This is a genomic window from Pseudomonas sp. Pse79 (assembly GCF_024519615.1).
In the GTDB taxonomy this organism is placed as follows: domain Bacteria; phylum Pseudomonadota; class Gammaproteobacteria; order Pseudomonadales; family Pseudomonadaceae; genus Aquipseudomonas; species Aquipseudomonas veronii.
Genome location: NZ_JALJRR010000001.1, coordinates 346,904 through 367,172, shown reverse-complemented (window position 1 = coordinate 367,172; position 20,269 = coordinate 346,904). Strand labels below are relative to the sequence as shown.

Annotated in this window: 22 protein-coding genes; 12 read left to right on the top strand and 10 right to left on the bottom strand. The window is 60.5% G+C overall.

The features are described 5' to 3' along the window. Window positions 1-42: 42 nt before the first annotated feature. Together ahpC and NR164_RS01685 are read right to left on the bottom strand one after the other, a co-directional pair. Complete coding sequence (ahpC, locus tag NR164_RS01690; RefSeq protein ID WP_010210361.1) at window positions 43-606, bottom strand: alkyl hydroperoxide reductase subunit C; 564 nt, start codon at window positions 604-606, stop codon at window positions 43-45. Window positions 607-739: 133 nt separating this feature from the next. Beyond that, complete coding sequence (locus NR164_RS01685; protein ID WP_046383535.1) at window positions 740-1,672, bottom strand: site-specific integrase; 933 nt, start codon at window positions 1,670-1,672, stop codon at window positions 740-742. Between the two features lie 170 nt (window positions 1,673-1,842). On the opposite strand from NR164_RS01685, the gene NR164_RS01680 reads away from it, so the two are divergent. Then, entirely contained in the window at window positions 1,843-2,850 is a 1,008-nt protein-coding gene (locus NR164_RS01680; protein WP_256822172.1) for a DNA-binding protein, read from the top strand. On the opposite strand, the gene gorA is transcribed toward NR164_RS01680, so the two are convergent. Both gorA and galU read right to left on the bottom strand, forming a co-directional pair. Next, window positions 2,851-4,209, bottom strand: a complete 1,359-nt coding sequence (gene gorA, locus NR164_RS01675) for a glutathione-disulfide reductase (protein WP_256822171.1) — start codon at window positions 4,207-4,209, stop codon at window positions 2,851-2,853. A gap of 105 nt (window positions 4,210-4,314) precedes the next feature. After that, window positions 4,315-5,154 carry a UTP--glucose-1-phosphate uridylyltransferase GalU gene (gene galU, locus NR164_RS01670; protein ID WP_003212579.1) on the bottom strand — a complete coding sequence of 280 codons (840 nt, stop codon included), beginning with the start codon at window positions 5,152-5,154 and terminating at the stop codon, window positions 4,315-4,317. Window positions 5,155-5,464: 310 nt separating this feature from the next. Here galU and NR164_RS01665 point away from each other — a divergent pair, with 310 nt between their 5' ends. Then, window positions 5,465-5,650 carry a hypothetical protein gene (locus NR164_RS01665; RefSeq protein ID WP_017846306.1) on the top strand — a complete coding sequence of 62 codons (186 nt, stop codon included), beginning with the start codon at window positions 5,465-5,467 and terminating at the stop codon, window positions 5,648-5,650. Window positions 5,651-5,842: 192 nt separating this feature from the next. After that, window positions 5,843-6,124, top strand: a complete 282-nt coding sequence (locus NR164_RS01660; RefSeq protein ID WP_017846307.1) for a hypothetical protein — start codon at window positions 5,843-5,845, stop codon at window positions 6,122-6,124. 9 nt (window positions 6,125-6,133) lie between these two features. On the opposite strand, the gene NR164_RS01655 is transcribed toward NR164_RS01660, so the two are convergent. The 4 genes from NR164_RS01655 to NR164_RS01640 form a co-directional block, all read right to left on the bottom strand. Next, on the bottom strand, window positions 6,134-6,364 hold the full coding sequence (locus tag NR164_RS01655) for a hypothetical protein (protein ID WP_046383538.1): 231 nt from the start codon (window positions 6,362-6,364) through the stop codon (window positions 6,134-6,136). 77 nt (window positions 6,365-6,441) lie between these two features. Further along, on the bottom strand, window positions 6,442-7,359 hold the full coding sequence (locus NR164_RS01650) for a c-type cytochrome (RefSeq protein ID WP_026139942.1): 918 nt from the start codon (window positions 7,357-7,359) through the stop codon (window positions 6,442-6,444). Then, complete coding sequence (locus tag NR164_RS01645; RefSeq protein WP_079443892.1) at window positions 7,356-8,003, bottom strand: c-type cytochrome; 648 nt, start codon at window positions 8,001-8,003, stop codon at window positions 7,356-7,358. The genes NR164_RS01650 and NR164_RS01645 overlap by 4 nt, the downstream gene beginning before the upstream one ends. Before the next feature lie 175 nt (window positions 8,004-8,178). Next, window positions 8,179-8,529 (bottom strand): hypothetical protein, encoded by a 351-nt coding sequence (locus NR164_RS01640; protein ID WP_046383541.1) that lies wholly within the window; start codon window positions 8,527-8,529, stop codon window positions 8,179-8,181. Window positions 8,530-8,743: 214 nt separating this feature from the next. Between NR164_RS01640 and NR164_RS01635 the strand changes: the two genes are divergently transcribed. The 5 genes from NR164_RS01635 to NR164_RS01615 all read left to right on the top strand — a co-directional run bounded on the left by NR164_RS01635 (window position 8,744) and on the right by NR164_RS01615 (window position 12,209). After that, a complete protein-coding gene (locus tag NR164_RS01635; protein ID WP_017846312.1) occupies window positions 8,744-9,046 on the top strand; it encodes a DUF1883 domain-containing protein in 303 nt (100 codons plus the stop codon). 26 nt (window positions 9,047-9,072) lie between these two features. After that, window positions 9,073-9,237 (top strand): hypothetical protein, encoded by a 165-nt coding sequence (locus NR164_RS01630; RefSeq protein WP_017846313.1) that lies wholly within the window; start codon window positions 9,073-9,075, stop codon window positions 9,235-9,237. Window positions 9,238-9,241: 4 nt separating this feature from the next. After that, window positions 9,242-9,907, top strand: a complete 666-nt coding sequence (gene alkB / locus NR164_RS01625; protein WP_046489457.1) for a DNA oxidative demethylase AlkB — start codon at window positions 9,242-9,244, stop codon at window positions 9,905-9,907. A gap of 75 nt (window positions 9,908-9,982) precedes the next feature. Then, window positions 9,983-11,029, top strand: a complete 1,047-nt coding sequence (gene ada, locus NR164_RS01620; protein ID WP_017846315.1) for a bifunctional DNA-binding transcriptional regulator/O6-methylguanine-DNA methyltransferase Ada — start codon at window positions 9,983-9,985, stop codon at window positions 11,027-11,029. A gap of 118 nt (window positions 11,030-11,147) precedes the next feature. After that, the gene (locus NR164_RS01615; protein ID WP_177030604.1) at window positions 11,148-12,209 is read left to right on the top strand and encodes a nitronate monooxygenase family protein; all 1,062 of its coding nucleotides are present in this window, start codon (window positions 11,148-11,150) and stop codon (window positions 12,207-12,209) included. Window positions 12,210-12,215: 6 nt separating this feature from the next. On the opposite strand, the gene NR164_RS01610 is transcribed toward NR164_RS01615, so the two are convergent. Beyond that, window positions 12,216-15,956 carry a hypothetical protein gene (locus NR164_RS01610; protein WP_177033097.1) on the bottom strand — a complete coding sequence of 1,247 codons (3,741 nt, stop codon included), beginning with the start codon at window positions 15,954-15,956 and terminating at the stop codon, window positions 12,216-12,218. A 220-nt stretch (window positions 15,957-16,176) separates the two neighbouring features. Here NR164_RS01610 and modA point away from each other — a divergent pair, with 220 nt between their 5' ends. The 4 genes from modA to NR164_RS01590 all read left to right on the top strand — a co-directional run bounded on the left by modA (window position 16,177) and on the right by NR164_RS01590 (window position 19,698). Continuing rightward, window positions 16,177-16,944, top strand: coding sequence for a molybdate ABC transporter substrate-binding protein (gene modA, locus NR164_RS01605; RefSeq protein WP_046383545.1), 768 nt, complete (start codon window positions 16,177-16,179; stop codon window positions 16,942-16,944). After that, entirely contained in the window at window positions 16,945-17,625 is a 681-nt protein-coding gene (gene modB / locus NR164_RS01600) for a molybdate ABC transporter permease subunit (RefSeq protein ID WP_017846319.1), read from the top strand. Continuing rightward, on the top strand, window positions 17,625-18,710 hold the full coding sequence (gene modC / locus NR164_RS01595; protein WP_372340274.1) for a molybdenum ABC transporter ATP-binding protein: 1,086 nt from the start codon (window positions 17,625-17,627) through the stop codon (window positions 18,708-18,710). The genes modB and modC overlap by 1 nt, the downstream gene beginning before the upstream one ends. Window positions 18,711-18,993: 283 nt before the next feature. Further along, entirely contained in the window at window positions 18,994-19,698 is a 705-nt protein-coding gene (locus NR164_RS01590) for a YoaK family protein (RefSeq protein WP_017846321.1), read from the top strand. A gap of 143 nt (window positions 19,699-19,841) precedes the next feature. On the opposite strand, the gene NR164_RS01585 is transcribed toward NR164_RS01590, so the two are convergent. Next, the gene (locus tag NR164_RS01585) at window positions 19,842-20,195 is read right to left on the bottom strand and encodes a hypothetical protein (protein WP_017846322.1); all 354 of its coding nucleotides are present in this window, start codon (window positions 20,193-20,195) and stop codon (window positions 19,842-19,844) included. Between the last annotated feature and the right edge of the window lie 74 nt (window positions 20,196-20,269).

Genomic DNA, 20,269 nt, shown 5'->3' with positions numbered 1-20,269 from the left:
GCTTACTTAGGTGCGGAATCCCGCCCTTGATGTGTCACAGACTTAGATCTTGCCGACCAGGTCCAGGGACGGAGCCAAGGTGGCTTCGCCTTCTTTCCACTTGGCTGGGCACACTTCGCCTGGGTGGGCAGCGACGTACTGAGCGGCTTTGATTTTGCGCAGCAGCTCGGAAGCGTCACGACCAACACCGCCGTCGTTCAGTTCAACGATCTTGATCTGACCTTCTGGGTTGATCACGAAAGTACCGCGGTCTGCCAGGCCGGCTTCTTCGATCAGCACGTCGAAGTTGCGGGAGATGGTCAGGGTTGGGTCGCCGATCATGGTGTACTGGATCTTGCCGATGGCTGGCGAGGTGTTGTGCCAGGCAGCGTGGGCAAAGTGGGTGTCGGTGGAAACGCTGTAGATTTCGACGCCCAGCTTCTGGAATTCGGCGTAGTTGTCAGCCAGGTCTTCCAGCTCGGTCGGGCAAACGAAGGTGAAGTCGGCCGGGTAGAAGAACACTACGGACCATTTGCCTTTCAGGTCAGCGTCAGACACGTCTACGAAGTTGCCGTTTTTGTAGGCGGTCGCTTTGAACGGTTTTACTTGGCTGTTGATGATAGGCATCGTTGACTCTCCGTCAGGGGTTGGTAAGTTGATGAAGTGAATCCTACCCACTCTCTTGGCCGATGGCTCATTGGCAAACCTGATGCTCACGATTGGCTTTCTCTATCAGCCGACAGTATTAATAGAAGAAACCTCAAATCAGCGGCGCAGTTGCCAGGGTCATGCCTAGAAAGGGTGTCGCTTCAACATAGCGCATGGCGGATTTCATGTCGTTCCAGCCGACGTAACTCATCAACGACTTCAAATCCCAACCACTGCGATGGGCCCACGTGGCAAAGCCCCGACGCAGGGAGTGGCTGGTGTAGTGCTCGGCCGGAATGCCCGCACGCTCCAGAGCCTGGCGCAACAGCGGGATCACGCTGTTGGGGTGCAACCCCGCCTCGCCCAGGTTGCCCCAGCGGTCAATCCCGCGAAACACCGGGCCGCGGACCAGCGCCGAAGCGCTGAGCCATTCACTGTAAGCCTGCACCGGGCACAGCCGCAGCAATGCCGGGGTTTGGTAGGTCTTGCCGAGGTTATCGCGGTCGCTTTTGCTGCGTGGCAGGTACAGGCTGATGCCGGCCCCGGGCACGGCCTGGACGTGCTCGATGCTCAATCGGCACAACTCATCACTGCGAAAGCCGCGCCAGAAGCCGAGCAGGATCAATGCACTGTCGCGTTTGGCGCGCAACAGCCGGGCGGGGTCCTGGGCTTCGCTCGCTGCGCGCGCCTCCCCTTCCAGGCACGCAACCACCTGTTCCAGATGCTTGAGCTGCAACGGCTGCGCCTGCTTCTCCCGCGCCGGGTGTACGGCGCGAATTCCCTTGAGCACCTGGCGCACGACCGGCGCCTTGGTCGGGTCGGGAAAACCCTGGCTCGTATGCCATTGCGCCAATGCCGAAAGGCGCAACTTCAAGGTATTCACCGCCAACACCCCGGCATGGGCCACGAGGTAACGCGCCACGCTGTCACTGGTGGCGGGCAGGAATCCGCCCCAACTCACCTCGAAGTGCTCGATGGCTGCGCGATAGCTGCGGCGCGTGTTATCGCGGGTAGCGGCGTTGAGGTAACGATCCAGATCGCTCATGAAAGCCTTTTCGTACTGCTGATAGGGCGCACTCACGGTGAAAACCGCGCTGACACGGGATAATACGCCAATATCCCATCTGTTAGATCATGATTTTTAACTCGTTTTTATTCATGATATGATATGTAAATACATACCATGTACCACAGTACTAAATCGACGGAGACCCCATGGCTCGTGGCGGCATAAACAAAGCAGTCGTTCAAACGGCACGCCTGGCGATCCTCGCCCGCGGCGAAAACCCCAGCATCGATGCGGTACGCATCGAAATGGGCAATACCGGCTCGAAAACCACGATTCATCGCTACTTGAAGGAACTGGACGAGAGCGAAACGCGGCAGACCATCACCGAAGCGCCCATCGACGATGAACTCGGCGAACTGGTGGCACGGCTTGCCCTGCGCCTGAAAGAGAAAGCCCAAGAGCCCATCGACCTGGCCCTGGCGCAATTCGAACAACAGAAAACCGCCCTGCTCGCCCAGCTCGAAACGCTGCAAGCAGCCCACAACCAACTGCAACAGCAATTCGATATCCAGGCCGCGGCCCTTGCCGAAGAAAGCGCAGCCCTGCAAACCGCCAGCACCAGCCTGCAGACCGAACAAACCCGTAACGCCGGGTTGAGCCAGGCGTGCAGTGACTACGAGCTGCGCATCAGCGACAAGGACGAACAGATTCGCTCGCTGGAAGACAAACACTTGCACGCTCGGGATGCCCTGGAGCATTACCGCAACGCCATCAAAGAGCAGCGCGAACAGGAGCAGCGACGCCACGAAGGCCAGGTGCAACAGGTCCAAGCGGAACTGCGCCAGGCCCAGCAGAGCGCCATGGTGCGCCAGGACGAGATCACCCAGTTGCACCGCGACAACGAGCGCCTGCTGATCGAACATCGGGTGACGGTGAAGGAGTTGGCGGCACTGCAGGAGCAAGTGCGCAAGGACCAGGCGCAGCAACTCAACCTGAGCGAACAGTTGAAGCAGATCGACAGCGAACGCACCCTGCTCCAGGAACGCCTGCGGGTCGCGGTGCAAGACAGTCAGTCACGCCAAGCCGCGCTGAGCGAATTCCAGCAGGCCAACAAGGCGCTGGAGCTGGACCTGATCAAGGCTCAGGCCAGCATCGAGGCGTTGCGTCTGACAGCCGCCGTTGCAGCGACCGCCGAGGCAACGCCCAGCACCTGATCAGTCGGCCACGGGCGTTCGCATGGTGACGAACTCTTCGGCCGCCGTCGGGTGTACGCCAATGGTTTCATCAAAATGCTGCTTGGTCGCGCCCGCCTTGAGCGCGATCGCCAAGCCCTGCACGATTTCCCCGGCGTCCGGGCCGACCATATGGCAACCCAGGACCCTGTCGGTGTCGGCGTCGACCACCAGTTTCATCAGGGTTTTTTCCTGGCAGCCGGTCAATGTCAGCTTCATCGGCCGGAAACGGCTTTCGAAAACCTTCACCTTATAGCCTTTGCCCTTCGCATCTTCCTCGCTCAGACCGACCGTACCGATGTTCGGCAGGCTGAACACGGCTGTCGGGATCATCGCGTAGTCCACCGGGCGATACTGCTCCGGCTTGAACAAGCGACGCGCCACGGCCATGCCTTCGGCCAGGGCCACTGGGGTCAACTGCACGCGACCGATCACATCGCCAATCGCCAGGATCGACGATTCGGCGGTCTGGTACAGGTCATCCACTTCGACAAAACCGCGCTTATCCAGTTTGACCCCGGTGTTTTCCAGGCCCAGGTTATCCAGCATCGGCCGACGGCCGGTGGCGTAGAACACGCAGTCTGTTTCCAGCACGCGCCCGTCTTTGAGGGTGGCCTTGAGGCTGCCGTCAGTTTGCTTGTCGATCCGTTCGATATCGGCATTGAACTGCAGATCCAGGCCACGCTTGGTCAACTCTTCCTGCAGATGCTTGCGCACCGCACCGTCAAAACCGCGCAGGAACAGGTCGCCGCGATACAGCAAAGACGTCTGCGCACCCAAACCATGGAAAATTCCGGCGAACTCAACGGCGATATAGCCACCGCCAACCACCAGCACGCGCTTGGGCAGCGTTTTGAGGAAGAACGCTTCATTGGAACCGATCGCGTGCTCATGCCCCGGTATCTGCGGGATCTGCGGCCAGCCGCCGGTCGCGATCAGGATGTGCCTGGCCGTGAAGCGCTCGCCATTGATTTCCACCTGATGCGGGTCGACCAGTCGCGCATGCCCTTCATGCAGGGTCACACCGCTGTTGACCAGCAGGTTGCGATAGATGCCGTTGAGGCGGTTGATCTCGCGGTCCTTGTTGGCGATCAGGGTCGCCCAGTCAAAGTTCGCCTCCCCCAGGGACCAGCCGAAACCGCTGGCCTGCTCGAAGTCTTCGGCAAAATGCGCGCCGTAGACCAGCAGTTTCTTCGGCACGCAGCCGACGTTCACACACGTGCCGCCCAGGTAGCGGCTTTCCGCCACGGCCACCTTGGCGCCAAAACCGGCGGCAAAGCGCGCAGCACGAACACCGCCGGAACCGGCGCCAATCACATACAGGTCAAAATCGTAGGCCATTTCACTCTCCTCGGCAGGCAATCAGCATACCGACTTAGTTGGGGGTGAAAAACGAAAAAGCCACCCGAAGGTGGCTTTCTCTTACAACAGGCGGGCAACCGTGAATCAGTAAGCCTTGCCAGTCTTGTAGAAGTGCTCGTAGCAGAAGTTGGTCGCTTCGATGTAGCCTTCGGCGCCACCGCAGTCAAAACGACGACCCTTGAACTTGTACGCGATCACGCAACCGTCTTTGGCCTGCTTCAACAGGGCGTCGGTAATCTGGATCTCGCCACCCTTGCCCGGCTCGGTTTCTTCGATCAGCTTGAAGATATCCGGGGTCAGGATGTAACGACCGATGATCGCCAGGTTCGACGGAGCATCTTCAGGCGCTGGCTTCTCGACCATGTCGCGCACGCGGATCAGGCCATCGCCGATGTCGTCGCCGGCGATCACGCCGTACTTGTTGGTTTCTTGAGGATCGACCTCTTGAACCGCGACGATGGTGCAACGGTACTTCTGGTACAGCTTGACCATCTGGGTCAGTACGCCGTCGCCTTCCAGGTTCACACACAGGTCGTCGGCCAGTACCACGGCGAACGGTTCGTCACCGATCAGCGGACGGCCGGTCAGGATGGCGTGGCCGAGGCCTTTCATCTGGGTCTGACGGGTGTAGGAGAACGAGCACTCGTCGAGCAGCTTGCGGATACCAACCAGGTATTTTTCCTTGTCGGTGCCTTTGATCTGGTTTTCCAGCTCGTAGCTGATGTCGAAGTGGTCTTCCAGCGCGCGCTTACCACGGCCGGTAACGATAGAGATTTCATTCAAACCGGCATCCAGTGCCTCTTCGACGCCGTACTGGATCAGTGGCTTGTTCACCACCGGCAGCATCTCTTTGGGCATGGCCTTGGTCGCTGGCAAGAAGCGAGTGCCGTAACCGGCTGCTGGGAACAAGCATTTCTTGATCATATGGGTCCTTACAAAGGGCTGTGCGTACGGAATTCGGCGCAGTCTAATCAGGCCGCAGTCACCTTACAATGGGTCCTGCTGGCGTTGCGATGTCATCATAGAGAAAAAATGTCGGCGTAAGTTCCGCTAATCCTACAAAGAGCTTCACCAATACCCCGACAAAAACAGCGTAGCCCTGTGGCTTGAAAAGGGCTGCAACCCTTTTAGCACGCTTTGGCGCCGCAAACATTGACCTGGAATAACTTGGGCGGTGGCGCGACAATTGGCGCTATCATTACGCCCTTGAACCAGACCACGAGATTGTTAATAGATGTCAGAACCCAAAGGCGTGAACGGCTACCTGATCACTAAGCGAGCGGACGGTTGGCACCTGATCAACTTCCACGGCGACAGCGTCGCTGGCGCATTCGCGACCGAGAGCCAGGCAACTGCGGTTGCAGAAGTGTTTGTGGATGAAGCGGGCCACGCATCGAGCAAGCGACCGAAGGGCAAGTAAGCCTTGGAAGCTGCGTAAAAAAGCCCCGGTGAGCGGGGCTTTTTTGTATCTTTTGTATAACCCTGAAATAGGCTTACACCTGACTTTCAGAACGAGACATGTCTATACGTAGATGGCAGTTCGCTATAGTCTCGTCGAAACGCCCCACGACAGTGTCAGCGCGCCCTCCAACACCCTCGATGATGAACACACATGAACAAGATTCTGGCACTCACTGCAGTATTGGCGCTCGCCGGCTGCACGACCACGTCTGATGTCTACCTGAAAAACGGCGAACAAGGCCTGACCATCGACTGCTCGGGCGAAGCCAATTCCTGGGCCAGTTGCTACGAAAAGGCCGACGCCTCTTGTGCGGGCACCGGCTACCGTATCGTCGGTACCGAAGGCACGCCTTCGCTCAAGGAAAGTGAAAAGACCCTGGGCCAGGACGTGGGCAACTTCAAAAGCCGCAGTGTGGTGGTGGTCTGCAAGTAAGCGTTACGTCTACAGCTGGATATCGGCAAACTTGATACCCAGGCCACGGACGGTCTCCACCAGCTCATCCAGGCGCGAGAAAGATTCGACTTCATCCTGATCGTCCACCAGGAAAAAACTGCGACCGCCGCTTTTCTTGAAGAATACGATCCATTCCCCGAGGTCTGCCGGGTTCTGGATGATGTGAGTGGCCGATATCTGACCTTCGGCCTGGCGAGCCCTGACGTGTTCACGCTTCATGAAAGACTTCCCAAAAAAGACACATGCCGCACAAACCGAGGGTTTGCGCGGCATTTTTGCGTTGATTGGGCGAGAGTCTAACGGATGCCCTGCCCAATCAACACGCCTTCTACGGTTTGGCCGTAGAGATTGACCCCGTCATTGGCGTGGAATTTGACCCGGGTTTTCTCCACGGAACCGTCAACCAGGCGCGGGTCCTGCGGTCGCTCGTGGCTGTTGACGTAGGCCGCTACGTCCCAGGCTTGCTGGTCGCTCAGGCTGCCACCCTTGCCCAGCGGCATGTTGTGCTTGATGAAGGACGCCGCAGTATTGATGCGGTGCATGCCGGCGCCCCAATTGTAGGAGTCCTTCCCCCACAACGGTGGCATCACGTAACTGTCACCGACCTTCTGGCCCTGCCCTTCGGGGCCATGGCAGACGGCGCATTGCCCTTTGTAAACCTGCGCGCCCCCGGACAGGTCATAACCCTTGGCCGGTTGGGCCACGTCGGGATACCCACGGCCTGGTAACTCCACGCCCAACGGTGCTTTGCTGGCCAGCCAGTAGGCGTACACCGAGAGCGCGGTAATTTCGCGACTATCAGCGGTCGGCGGCGTACCGCCGTTCATGCTGAATTGGAAACACCCCTGCAACCGCTCGGCAAAGGTGTTGACCTTGTCGTTCTTCTTTCGATAGGCCGGATACATCGGGTAGGCGCCCCACAGCGGCGCCGAGTTGGCCAGGCGGCCCTGATCCAGGTGGCAATTGCTGCAGTTGAGCCCGTTACCGACGAATGTCGGCGCCAGGCGTTTGGTATCCACGAACAACGCGTAGCCCTCCTTGACCAGCTTGCCGTAGGCATTGTCAGGCAGCTCGCTCTCTTGGGGCGGCTGGAATTGACTGACAGCCGCATGGCCGGCAGAAGGCTGCAACTGCGACTGGTCTTCCATGGCGATCGTAGCGGCGTGGGCGGACGGCAGACCCAACAGTCCTAGAACTAAAACAAACGGGCTCATGGCTTGGCCTCCAGTTTCAGTGAGGCGAAATACTGGGCCACGCCCTGTACTTCATCCGGCGTCAGGGATTTTGCGATGTGGCCCATCAGATCATTCGGGTCGTTGTGACGGGTGCCGTTTTGCCAGGCCGTCAACTGTGCTGCCAGGTAGGTGGCAGGCTGACCGGCAAGAGGCGGGAACGTGTCGCCGACACCCGTACCGGCAGGACCATGGCAACTTGCACATGCCGGAATCTGCCGTTCCCACGCGCCCTGCTGGGCGAGCTTTTGCGCAGCACCGATAGGCATCTCGCTGCGATGGATCGGTTGAGGGACGGCGGCTGGCATCGCCGCCAGCGCCTGGCTGACAGCGTCGATCTCAGCGTCAGTGAGGGCATTCGCCAAGGGTTGCATCACCGGGTTGGCACGCGTGCCGCGCTTGAAGTCTTCCAACTGTTTACGCACATACAGGGCCGGCAACCCCGCCAACCTGGGGAAGCCCGCGGCGGCGAGCCCCGCGCCATCGGCGCCATGGCAGGCTACGCAGGGCATGGCGCCCGGCTGCGAGCCGCCCTCGGTGAATATCTTCTTCCCATCCAGCGCGTGGGCATTGCCCAGCAGCAACATCAGCGCACTGCCTATCAGCACTCGTTCCAGAGACATCATCACGGCTCCATTTTTTATAGTTATATATTTAGGCGTTTATGTCATAAGCCTACAAATGGTAGGAGAACCTTCCCGTCACGACAACTGCGAAAACGCGCGCAAAAAAAAGCCTGACACCGCAATGGCAGGTCAGGCTTTTTTATCGGATTCAAACGGACCGTGTAAACGCGCGGCCTCAGCCGGAAATGCAGTCCTCCCCGGCCTTCTTCACATCGCCCGGGCGGATCGGCACATTGGACATGCTCTCGTAGAGCTTGATGCTGCTGCCACTGGAGCGCTCGTCAATCTCGAAAATAGCTGACGGGTCAGCGGAGAATTTCTGCGGCACAATCACCTGCACGCCGTCTTTATGCGGCTCGATCTGCGGCGGCCGGCGGGTAGTCGACAATTTGCGTACCACACAGGCGGCATATTCCTGCGGTTTTTTCCCTGAAATGACCGCCAAGGTCGGGGGGGTCTGCTTGATATCTGCAACCGAAGCACACCCACCAATCGCCAAGGCCAGAACCAACACACTCCACTTCATATAAAACCTCCGATAAAGACCCTAGGACAGCGGGGATGGTAATTTTCTCCCGCCCACGTAGGATTTATCCCTGATAACTCGGTAAATAACTGTTTTAAATTGTCGAAGTCGTCGACGACGGCCCGATAATAAACGCGCTGGGGCTGATAAACTCTATCTTAACCTACGTATCGTTCTGATTTTTCAGAAAAAGCCCTTCTGGAGACACCCGCCCATGAAATTCATCCACCAGCGTGAGCACCTCAACGAGGGAGATATTGTCGTCATCGAATGCTCACAGACTTGTAATATCCGTCTGATGAGCGATGCGAATTTTCGCAGCTTCAAGAATGGCGGTCGTCACACCTACCACGGCGGCGCGTTCGACAAGTTCCCGGCGAAAATCACCGCGCCGAGCACCGGTTTCTGGAACATCACCCTGGACGTTGTGACGCGCCGCGCCATCAGCGTTACCCGCAAACCTGCGCTGTCCCACAAGATCCGCATCGTTCGTCGCACCAACAGCAAATTGAGCTGACCCGAACACTCGACAGGAAAAAAGCTGTGACCACGACCAAATACGTCATCAAGTACAAACTCAACGGCGAACGCCGCTTTGAGTTTGCCCAACTGCACAGCAACAGCGTCGAAGAAGCCAAGCTAGTACTGGCGAAGATTCACGACGCCAGCGATGAAATCACTGACATCAACGTGAGCAAGGCGCTGTAAGCCCATGCCCGGCCCGACCGTCGACCTGTTCGCCGACGACGCCCTGCAACAACCCGCAGGGCGTGAGCAGATTGGCGAACAGTCCCACGTTCTGAGGGGCTATGCCCTGCCCTGGATTGAGCATCTTCTGCCAGCGTTGCGCTGCGTGCTGGCTCAGTCGCCGTTTCGGCAAATGGTCACGCCTGGTGGTTTCACCATGTCTGCCGCGCTGAGCAGTTGCGGAGAACTGGGTTGGACCACCGATCCCAGCGGCTACCGCTACACCGCGCTTGACCCGCGCAGTGGCCACCCCTGGCCAGCCATGCCCGAAACGTTGCGCCAACTGGCGGCACACGCGGCGGCCGACGCCGGGTTCAGCGATTTTGTGCCCGATGCCTGCCTGATCAACCGTTATGTGCCGGGGGCGAAGATGTCGTTGCACCAGGACAAGAACGAACGCTGCTATACCGCGCCGGTGGTTTCCGTGTCGCTGGGGCTGCCGGCGATCTTCCTGTTCGGCGGCCATGCACGCAGCGACAAGCCGCAAAAAATTTCGTTGTTCCATGGCGATGTGGTGGTGTGGGGCGGGGTCGATCGTCTGCGCTTCCACGGAGTCATGCCGGTCAAGGACGGCACGCATCCGGTCATGGGCCCGCAACGCATCAACCTGACCTTTCGCACCGCCGGCTGATTTGACCGCAAGCTTCAGAGTGCCAGGCCGCCGCGACACGACTAATCTGGCCGTGATCCGTCATGAGAGCAGGCAATGAATAACGAACATGACCCGCGCTGGGCAGCGATCCTCGCCCGTGATCCTCAGGCCGACGCGCTGTTTGTCTATGGGGTAAAAACCACCGGTGTGTATTGCCGTCCCAGCAGTGCCTCGCGCTTGCCGCGCCCGGAAAACGTCGAATTCTTTGAGACACCTCAACAGGCCGAAGCCGCAGGCTATCGCCCAAGCAAACGCGCGACCGGTGACCAGACGCAACGCGCGGCACGCCACGCCGAACTGGTGGCCAACGCTTGTCGGCAGATCGAACACGCCGAAACCCCGCCCAGCCTCGACCAACTGGCACAGCAAGCCGGCCTGAGTGCGTTCCATTTCCACCGCGTGTTCAAGTCTGTCACCGGCCTCACCCCCAAGGGCTATGCCAGCGCCCAGCGCTCACGCAAAGTGCGCAAGGGGCTCAAAGGTCGCAACACCGTCACCGACGCGCTGTATGACGCCGGCTTCAATTCCAACAGCCGCTTCTATGAATCGGCGGACCAACTGCTTGGCATGAAGCCAAGCGATTACAAAGCCGGCGGCACGAATACTCACATCCATTTTGCCGTCGGCCAATGTTCCCTCGGCGCGATTCTGGTGGCGCAAAGTCATCGCGGCGTGTGCGCGATTCTGCTGGGCGACGAGCCGGACACGCTGGTGCGCGACCTGCAGGACCAATTCCCCAACGCCGAACTGCTGGGCGCCGACCCGGCCTTCGAACAGTTGGTCGCCCAGGTGGTGGGGTTTATAGAAGCCCCGGCCCTGGGCCTGGACTTACCCTTGGACCTGCGCGGCACGGCCTTTCAGGAACGGGTATGGCAGGCCTTGCGCGACATCCCGGTGGGCAGCACCGCCAGCTACGCGCAGATCGCCGAACGGATTGGCGCACCCACCGCCTTTCGCGCTGTGGCCCAGGCCTGTGGCGCCAATCGCCTCGCAGTGGCGATTCCCTGCCACCGCGTGGTGCGCAGTAATGGCGAGTTGTCGGGCTACCGATGGGGTGTGGAGCGCAAGCGCCAGTTGCTGGAACGCGAGCGCGACCGCTAAAACAGCCCGCGCCACTACACGAAACCCAGGCTGCGTCCAGTGAATAAAACAGACTGGCCGGATGCCAAGGGCCCTGCTAAAACAGCGAAAACTCTTACCAACGCTGGAGACGCATCCCATGAGCACCTGGCCAGACACGCGCATTCTCGATCTGCTGGGCATTGAGGTACCAATTATCCAGGCGCCCATGGCCGGTGCGACCACCGCGCAAATGGTCATCGCCGCCAGCGAGGCCGGCGCGCTCGGTTCGATGCCGGCGGCGGCGCTGAGTATCGAGCAATTGCGCGATGCGTTGAGCACTATCCGTCAGGCCAGTACGCGGCCGATCAACGTGAACTTCTTTTGCCATCAACCGCCCGAGGCGGACGACGCCCGTGATCGGCGCTGGAAAGACCTGCTGCAACCCTACTACCGCGAACTGGGCGCCGACTTTGATGCTCCGACGCCGGTGACCAACCGTGCGCCGTTCAACGAAGCGGCTTGTGAAGTGGTGGAAGCGTTCCGTCCCGAGGTGGTCAGTTTCCATTTCGGCTTGCCGGAAAAGTCCTTGCTCGACCGTGTCAAAGCGACCGGCGCCAAGGTACTTTCATCGGCCACAACCGTCGAAGAAGCGATTTGGCTGGAACAGCATGGCTGCGATGCGATCATCGCCATGGGCCTTGAAGCCGGCGGCCACCGCGGTATGTTTCTCAGCGACGACCTCAACAGCCAGATCGGCTTGATGGCGCTGGTGCCGCAGATCGTCGACGCCGTGAGCGTGCCAGTGATCGCCGCCGGCGGTATCGCTGACGCGCGCGGCATCGCGGCCGCCTTTGCCTTGGGTGCTTCGGCGGTGCAGATCGGTACCGCCTACCTGTTGACCCCCGAAGCCACGGTCAGCCCCTCGCACCACCATGCATTGCGCCACGCCCAGGCCAGCGAAACCGCGCTGACCAACCTGTTCACCGGCCGACCGGCACGCGGCATCGTCAACCGGGTGATGCGAGAACTCGGCGCGATCAACCCGCTGGCCCCGGCCTTCCCCAGGGCCGGCGGTGCGTTGCTGCCACTCAAGGCCAAGGATGAAGCCGGCTTCAGCAACCTGTGGGCGGGCCAGGCGGTGGGCCTGCGGCATCCGTTCGCAACCCGCGAGCTGACCACCTGGCTGGCAGAACAAGCCTTGAGCCGGCTGTCTCGGTAACGCACGTCAGATCAGTATCGGCTCTGCGGGTGGAAGGCCGCTGAGCCGACGTTCGTGCAGCGGCGTCAACACAGTAAACCGCTGTTGACGCAACGCACAGATGCCATATACGACTCGGGCAAAGTGTTCGTTGCTGTCGTCGTAGGGCTGGCTCGCCATGATCAGCGCGAAACAGCATTCGGCCTGGCGCTCCTGGGCCATCTTGCGGATCAATCCCAACCCTATCCCCAGCAACGCCCGGCTACTGGTCATGGTCAGTCGCTCATAACCGGAGCTGCGCTGGTGATGACACTCACGCTGCTGGCCCCGGGCGAGCTGTTCATACAGCGCGTCCAGTTCAGCGGCGGTGTATAAATCCACCGTCGCCTGCTCGCCTGACACATGAAGTTCCAGTTGTTGTTTAAATAACAGTCGCCACGCATCGTCGTCGATTCCGGCCCGCACCGCGACCCAGTCGACACAATCGACCAGCGCGTTTTGCGCGCTCGCGAGCGTGCTTGGCAAACCGGCCTGCAGGGCTTCGAGGTGGATCAATGCCTGGTTGACCAAGTCTGCCTCCTCAGCCATCACGCCCTCCATCAGTTCTCGATAGCCGCCCCGCGGTTCGTTACGCCATGCCTGAAGGAAGCCCAGCATCAAGGCCCGCAACTCACCGATCGCCTGCACGCCAATGGTGCGCCGCAATAGCCCTTCCGCCTCGTCGACCAGGCCGCTGAGGTTGCTGACTTGCGCCAGCAGTTCAGACTGATTGAAGGTCGCCGGTTCATTGAGCGATAGCGATGCATTGATCGGCAACTGGTGAAAGACCTGGGCCCAGACACGCTCCAACTGCTCGCGAACCCCGCAGACGAAATCCAGGGGAAACGACAGCACGCTGTAATCGCCGCCATTGACGAAGGGGCTCCAACTGATGCCCAGCGCAAACGCCCCGTCAACCTCCAGGCTTGCGTTGGCAAAATCCGGATAAAACTTGTAAATCACCAACGCGCCCTCCAAGGCCGGCAACCCGCGCACGCAGTCCTCCCAGCCTTTCAACGTACCGAAATAGCCGCGACCGTTCATTGAGGCATCGAGGTCGCCCAGGCTGAAATCGACCATCGCGGTGTCCGTCGCATCCCGAATCGACAACGCAAAATGCGTTTGCGGGCGCTGATCGCCGAGTTCGGAGAAAATCAGCACGCCGACGGCCTGTGTCTCCCAGCGCTGACTGCGCAAAAAGTCGGAACAGCTTTTCGCCTCGGCATAACCGCAGGTGGCGGTTGCCTGGAGGTAACCTTTGAGTTCGGCGCTTTTGCCCCGGTCGTCGAAGGCTTTTTCCATGCGCTGGCGCAGGTCGATCAACCAGAATGGCGTGGAGACAAAAGTCTCGGACTCACTGGTCTGTTTCAACTTTATCGGGACGTCGTAGTCTATGGGCGCATTCAGAATCGGCGCGACAGTCCGACCGCCGAGCGTCGACTGCTTGAGCAATATGCGCAACTTGGCATTGGCGCTGGGCAGGTCGGCCCCCAGGTCGACCATCGCCAATAGCACCCCCAGCTTGCACTCATGGATGTAGTGGGCGTAGTCCTCGGGCCGATCGGTATTTTGCGCCAACGCATACGTAAGGCCGACATCACCGACATTGGCGATGAAGCGCGCCATGCCGGAAAGCAGCAGCGCGCCCAACCCGCTCAAGGGCCCGACGGCCGCCGTCACCAGGCCGGACACCGCACGGGCGACACTTTTGAACATCGCCAGTTTTACCCGGCGCCGCTCTTCGTCGGACGAAAACACTGCGTAGTCGACCTGCCCCTTGATATCCGCGATGGCCGCCAATTGCAATTGCGCGTTGATGTGCTGGGTATCACGAAAGGACACCGGCTCCGGGGCGAAACGCCGGTAATGGTAGCCATAGCGTTTTTTTTGCGGAAAAAAATCCTGAGGTACCAGGTTCATTTTCTGCGGGAAAGGGGAATGTTCCGCGACAAATCGCATCAACACCTCCGAGGGTTGCCCGGCGGTGGTGCTTGGTGCCCAGACCGCCCACTTGAGCTCGGTGAAGTTGAGGGATATCAGCAATGCCTTCTGTGAGTTGAATTTGAGCACAATCGCATTGGGCACCACCGCTTCGTTGAATAGCAGCAGTCGCGGTTTCAACTCGCCTTTCAAGTAGCGGAACGCACACCCTCGCAAGTCTTCGTCGGCTGCATCGACTTGCGCGAGGTAGCGTGCGACCCGCACCCTGGCGAGGGCGTCACAGGTTTCGCCGAACAGTTTCTGGTAGTCGTCGCTGGCGGCCAGCGCATCGATATCCGCCAGGACGTCAGCCAGCAACACGTCGCGCATCCCGGTCAATGTCGCGACTTGCGACGCTGGCAAGGCTTGCCCCTGCACATGCACGGCACTGAGTTTTTCCTGGAAGTACGCACGCCGTTGCGGCTCACCCAACAGCACTTGTTCAAAGGAAAAGTACTTGTAGCGTGGCGGCACGAATGCACTCACGCCAGGAGAATATGTGGGGTGGCCTATCAGGTATTTGAACTTGAATTGGCGTTCTTTTTTGAACAATTGCTGGGTGTCTTGAGACAAACCGGACTTCTTCAGGCAGCGATCGATCAACGATTCGATATAGTCTTTGGCGATCTTGTTATTGCCCACGCTCTCCCTCAGCCCATCCCATTTTTGCCAGGCCTGGGTCGTGGTTGCCTCGGGCGTCGGGGGCGCGGTGGGGGCCTTCCAGCCGGTACGTTCGCGGGGCTGAATGCTGACCGCTATAAACAGCCGCGCGGCATCGCAGCGCACGAACCATTGATTGGGCCGCTCGCTCTGCAGCCGGATGCCGCCGTCTTCCTGCAAGACGCCGCAGTTGACCCAGGGGCAGCGGTAACTCATGTAGACGCTGAGATAGTAGTGCCAATCCGCAGCGGCGCGGCGCGAGGCCGGAACCTCGATGATGTAGCGCTCCTCATCGGCCTGATAAGGCATTGCGCTCAGAGTCACCTCGATCACTTCGTCGGCCTTCAGCGCTTGGTCGGCGAGGAGGACGGCACGGGGCGTCCAGCGCGGGAAAATGCTGAAATCGGCGTCGAGTACCGCCTCGCCGAACGGCTTGACCCACAGCGTGTTTTTGCCGGGCTCATCGGAATAACGAATGTGATCGCCGCTGCGTGCGCCAATACGCATCCCCGGCCAACCGGTGCCAATCGCCCTGGGCCATTGCCCGGCCCCCAGGGAAATCAGCGGGAGATCGAACCAGATATCCGCAAGCAGGCGCTTACTGGCCCCCCACACGGAGAACAGCACCACCTCGGTCTTGAGCAAAGGCCGTGTCGCGATCGCCAGGCCACGCTCTTCCCACTCGACACTCTGGGCCTGGCCTGACACTCGCAGGCTGTCGAGAAAGTATCGATGGGCCGTCAAGCGTTGGGCCAATGCCCCGTAAAACTTGGGAAACAGAACATTGACCTGCACGCTGTCAGTCGATTGGTTTTTTCCGACACTGGCGCGCCAGGTGAAGCGCTTGTCGAGGATTTTCCACAGGGGCATTTCCTGGCGCTCGACAATCAACGCAGGACTTCCCGGCTCGGCCCCCTCCTCCAGGATCGAAAACTCCACCGGTATCAACGATTGCGTGGTGATCAGCGCCTTGGCCTGCGGTTCCAGTGCCGAAGCGCTGAGTACGCGGTCCAGCCAGGCTTTCACGGCGGCCTCGCTGGTAAGGTTGTTCGGTGCACCGACGTTGATATAGGCATATTCCCTTTGCATGGCACTTGCTCCTTTGCCGGCTAAAGGAGCTGCACTATCAACGGGTTCCCGTGCATTGGCTGTCAGGAGGCGGGCCGTTGCCGCCGGGAAATGTCAGCGCGGGGCCGGCGGATTCCCCTTGCCATTTTTTCGCTATATACCTATACATACACCGCTTGACCGCCCCCCTGGTCCGGCAGCGCTCAATATTGGCTTTTTTCCTTCTCTTACGGAGCTATCCATGACCTTCAGCCTCCCACGCTTGATTCGCCCCGGCCTGGCGGCCGTCATTGCGCTTGTCACCGCCGCTGCGGTCCACGCCGATGAAGTCCAGGTGGCCGTCGCCGCCAACTTCACCGCACCGATCCAGGCGATTGCCGCCGATTTCGAGAAGGACACCGGTCACAAGCTGATCGCCGCCTACGGTGCCACCGGGCAGTTCTATACCCAGATCAAGAACGGCGCGCCGTTCGAAGTGTTCCTCAGCGCCGACGACACCACCCCGCAAAAACTCGAAACCGAAGGCGATACCGTCAAGGGTTCGCGCTTTACCTACGCGGTCGGCACCCTGGCGCTGTGGTCGGCGAAGGAAGGTTATGTCGATGCCAAGGGCGATGTGCTCAAGCAGAACGCGTTCAAGCACCTGTCCATCGCCAACCCGAAAGCCGCGCCCTACGGGCTGGCCGCCACCCAAGTGCTGGCCAAGGAAGGCTTGACCGAGAAGCTCAAGGACAAGCTCGTCGAGGGCCAGAACATCACCCAGGCCTATCAGTTTGTCTCCACCGGCAATGCCGAGTTGGGGTTTGTGGCCTTGTCGCAGATCTACAAAGACGGCAAAGTCACCAGCGGTTCGGCGTGGATCGTCCCGGCGTCCATGCATGACCCGATCAAACAGGATGCGGTGATCCTCAACAAGGGCAAAGACAGCGCCGCAGCCAAGGCGCTGGTCGAGTACCTGAAAGGGCCGAAAGCCGCTGCCGTTATCAAGTCCTACGGTTACGAGCTCTAAATGCCGCTATCGAGTGCCGATTTTTCCGCAATCTGGTTGACCATCAAACTGGCGTCACTGACCACGGTGATCCTGCTGGTCATCGGCACTCCGATTGCCCTGTGGCTGTCGCGCACGCGCTCCTGGTGGCGCGGGCCTATCGGCGCGGTGGTCGCCCTGCCGCTGGTGCTGCCGCCCACGGTCATCGGCTTCTACCTGCTGCTGACGATGGGGCCGCACGGTTACTTCGGCCAGTTCACCCAATGGCTGGGCCTGGGCACCCTGACCTTCAGTTTCGCCGGGCTGGTGATCGGCTCGGTGATCTATTCCATGCCGTTCGTGGTGCAGCCGTTGCAAAACGCCTTCTCCGCCATCGGCACACGCCCCTTGGAAGTGGCCGCGACCTTGCGCGCCAACCCCTGGGACACGTTCTTCAGCGTGATCCTGCCCCTGGCCCGCCCGGGGTTTATCACCGCGTCGATTCTCGGCTTTGCGCATACCGTCGGCGAGTTCGGGGTGGTGCTGATGATCGGCGGCAATATCCCGGACAAGACCCGGGTCGTCTCGGTGCAGATCTACGACCACGTCGAAGCCATGGAATACGCCCAGGCGCACTGGCTGGCCGGCGCCATGGTGGTGTTCGCGTTCCTGGTGTTGCTGGCGCTCTACTCCAGCCGTAAAACCAAGATGGGCTGGAGCTGATGCCGATGATCAATGTACGCCTGCACCTCACGTATTCCGCCTTTGCCCTGAAAGTGGACCTGCAACTGCCCGGTCGCGGCGTCACCGCGCTGTATGGGCATTCCGGCTCCGGCAAGACCACCTGCCTGCGCTGCATTGCCGGGCTGGAACGTGCCGAGGACGGTTTTGTCCAGGTCAACGACGAAGTCTGGCAAGACAGCCGCAACGGGCTGTTCGTACCGCCGCATAAACGTGCGCTGGGCTATGTGTTCCAGGAAGCGAGCCTGTTCCCCCATCTGTCGGTGCGCGCCAATCTGGAATTCGGCCTCAAGCGCATCCCGCGTGCGCAACGTCGCGTCGACATGGCCCAGGCCACCGAACTGTTGGGCATCGGCCACTTGCTTGAGCGGCATCCGCAGCACTTGTCCGGCGGCGAGCGCCAGCGCATCGGTATCGCCCGCGCGCTACTGACCAGCCCGCGCCTGTTATTGATGGACGAACCGCTGGCGGCACTCGACAGCCAACGCAAAGGTGAAATCCTGCCTTACCTGGAACGCCTGCACGACGAACTGGACATTCCGGTGCTCTACGTCAGTCACGCCCAGGACGAGGTGGCGCGCCTGGCCGATCACATCGTGTTGCTGCGCGACGGCCAGGCCCTGGCCAGCGGCCCCATCGGTGAAACCCTGGCGCGGCTGGATTTGCCCTTGGCCTTGGGCGACGACGCCGGTGTGGTGATCAACGGCACGGTAAGCGCTTACGACGCGCACTATCAATTGCTGACCCTGCAACTGCCCGGCAGTGCCTTGCAGATGCGCGTCGCCCATACGCCGCTGGCCTTGGGCAAAGCCCTGCGGGTCAAAGTGCAGGCGCGGGACGTAAGCCTCAATTTGCAGGCCGAAGCCCACAGCAGCATCCTCAACCGCCTGCCGGTGACGGTCACCCAGGAGATTGCGGCGGACAACAGCGCCCATGTGCTGGTGCGCCTGGATGCCGGCGGCACGCCGTTGCTGGCACGGATCACACGCTTCTCCCGCGACCAGTTGCAACTGCACCCCGGCCAGACGCTATGGGCGCAGATCAAGGCGGTGGCGGTGCTGGCGTAGCCGCGAAATCTTGTGGCCGCAGCGTCTTGCGTTGCAGTCAATCAGACAGACCGGCCTGATCTGTTTGTAACCTGCCGTCCGCCGACCTGCCCCGCGACCTGCAAGGACATTACCTACGCAATGGGAGTGTCACACCTCGAGTTTTTTACAGGCGATCGAGTCCTCTCATACTTTGGTCTGGCATGACGCTGGCTGGAGGCTGGAAGCGGCCTGAGGTCATTGCGCCAGACATCAAAGCGCCTTACGGTAGTGGCCGCATAATCTCACCGAGGAACCCAGCCCGATGCTGCCTTCGTCCCAAAAGCCCTACGCCAACGTCGTACTCGCCCGTCAACAGCAATGGCGGGGTCGTGTCGGCATGATGCTGGTGGCCAGCCTGTCTGTGCTGGCGGGCATGACCGATGCCATTGGTTTCATGGCCAGTGGCGACTTTGTCTCATTCATGAGCGGCAACACCACGCGCCTGGCGGTGGCGATCAGCGAAGGTGACCTGGGCCTGACCGGGCGCCTGCTGTTGCTGGTCGCGACCTTCGTGGTCGGCAACGCCTTGGGTATCGTGGTCAGCCGCATGAGCGGCCGTCACGCCCTACCCCTGCTGCTGTGCATCGCGGCGCTGCTCTGCGGCGGTGCGCTGTGGCCGTTCGCCGATATGCTGCCCGCCTTGCTCGCGGCGATTGTGGCGATGGGCATGCTCAATGCCGCCGTCGAAGAGGTCAACGGCTTGCCGGTGGGGCTTACCTATGTCACCGGCGCGCTGTCACGCTTTGGTCGCGGGTTGGGACGCTGGCTGCTGGGGGAGCGTCGCAACGGGTGGCGCGTGCAGTTGGTCCCCTGGACGGGGATGTTCATCGGGGCGGTGATCGGGGCGTTGCTCGAGCACCGCATGGGCTTGGGTGCGCTGCTGGTCAGCGGGGCGCTGGCTGCGGTTTTGGGTCTGGTGTCACTGAAGATCCCCCGGCGCTGGCACTTGGGTTATATGCCGCGCTGATGACCTGGGAGGCTCGCCCGACGTGACGGCCTCGACATCCGTGTACTGGTAAAGAGCTATTACGTCGAGCGAGCGGGGGAATCATAGGATAATGCCCCGCGACTGTCCCGCAGGGCATTTCCTAAAAGCACTACGGCAACAGATTACAGACAAGTCGCAAGTGCGGCCAAACGGCGCTTGGCGACCATGGAGTCTTCGGCGGTGTAGTAATCGACAGAGGAACCGGCCCCTGCGCTGCGCACGTCGGCAAAGTAATCGCCGCCGGTGGTGTACACCGTGAAACCGCCCGCCCCGATCGGCTCCTTGAAGCCGCCGGCGTCGACACCAAACACCGCCTCGTCCTGCCAGCCGAACTGGATACATTGGGCAACCACCAGCGCAGCCTTGTCCGACGCCAAGGTCTTGTAGGGCGTGCCGGTGCGTGCCGCGTTCATTTTCGAGCCCGCGCAGCCGGCCAGTGCTGCCAGTACCAATGCGCCAATTACCAGTTTCCGCATGCCATCGCTCCTTGGAAAAAAACGCGACTCTACCATTAGCAGGCGACACTCACGGATTATTACGTCACCCTGTC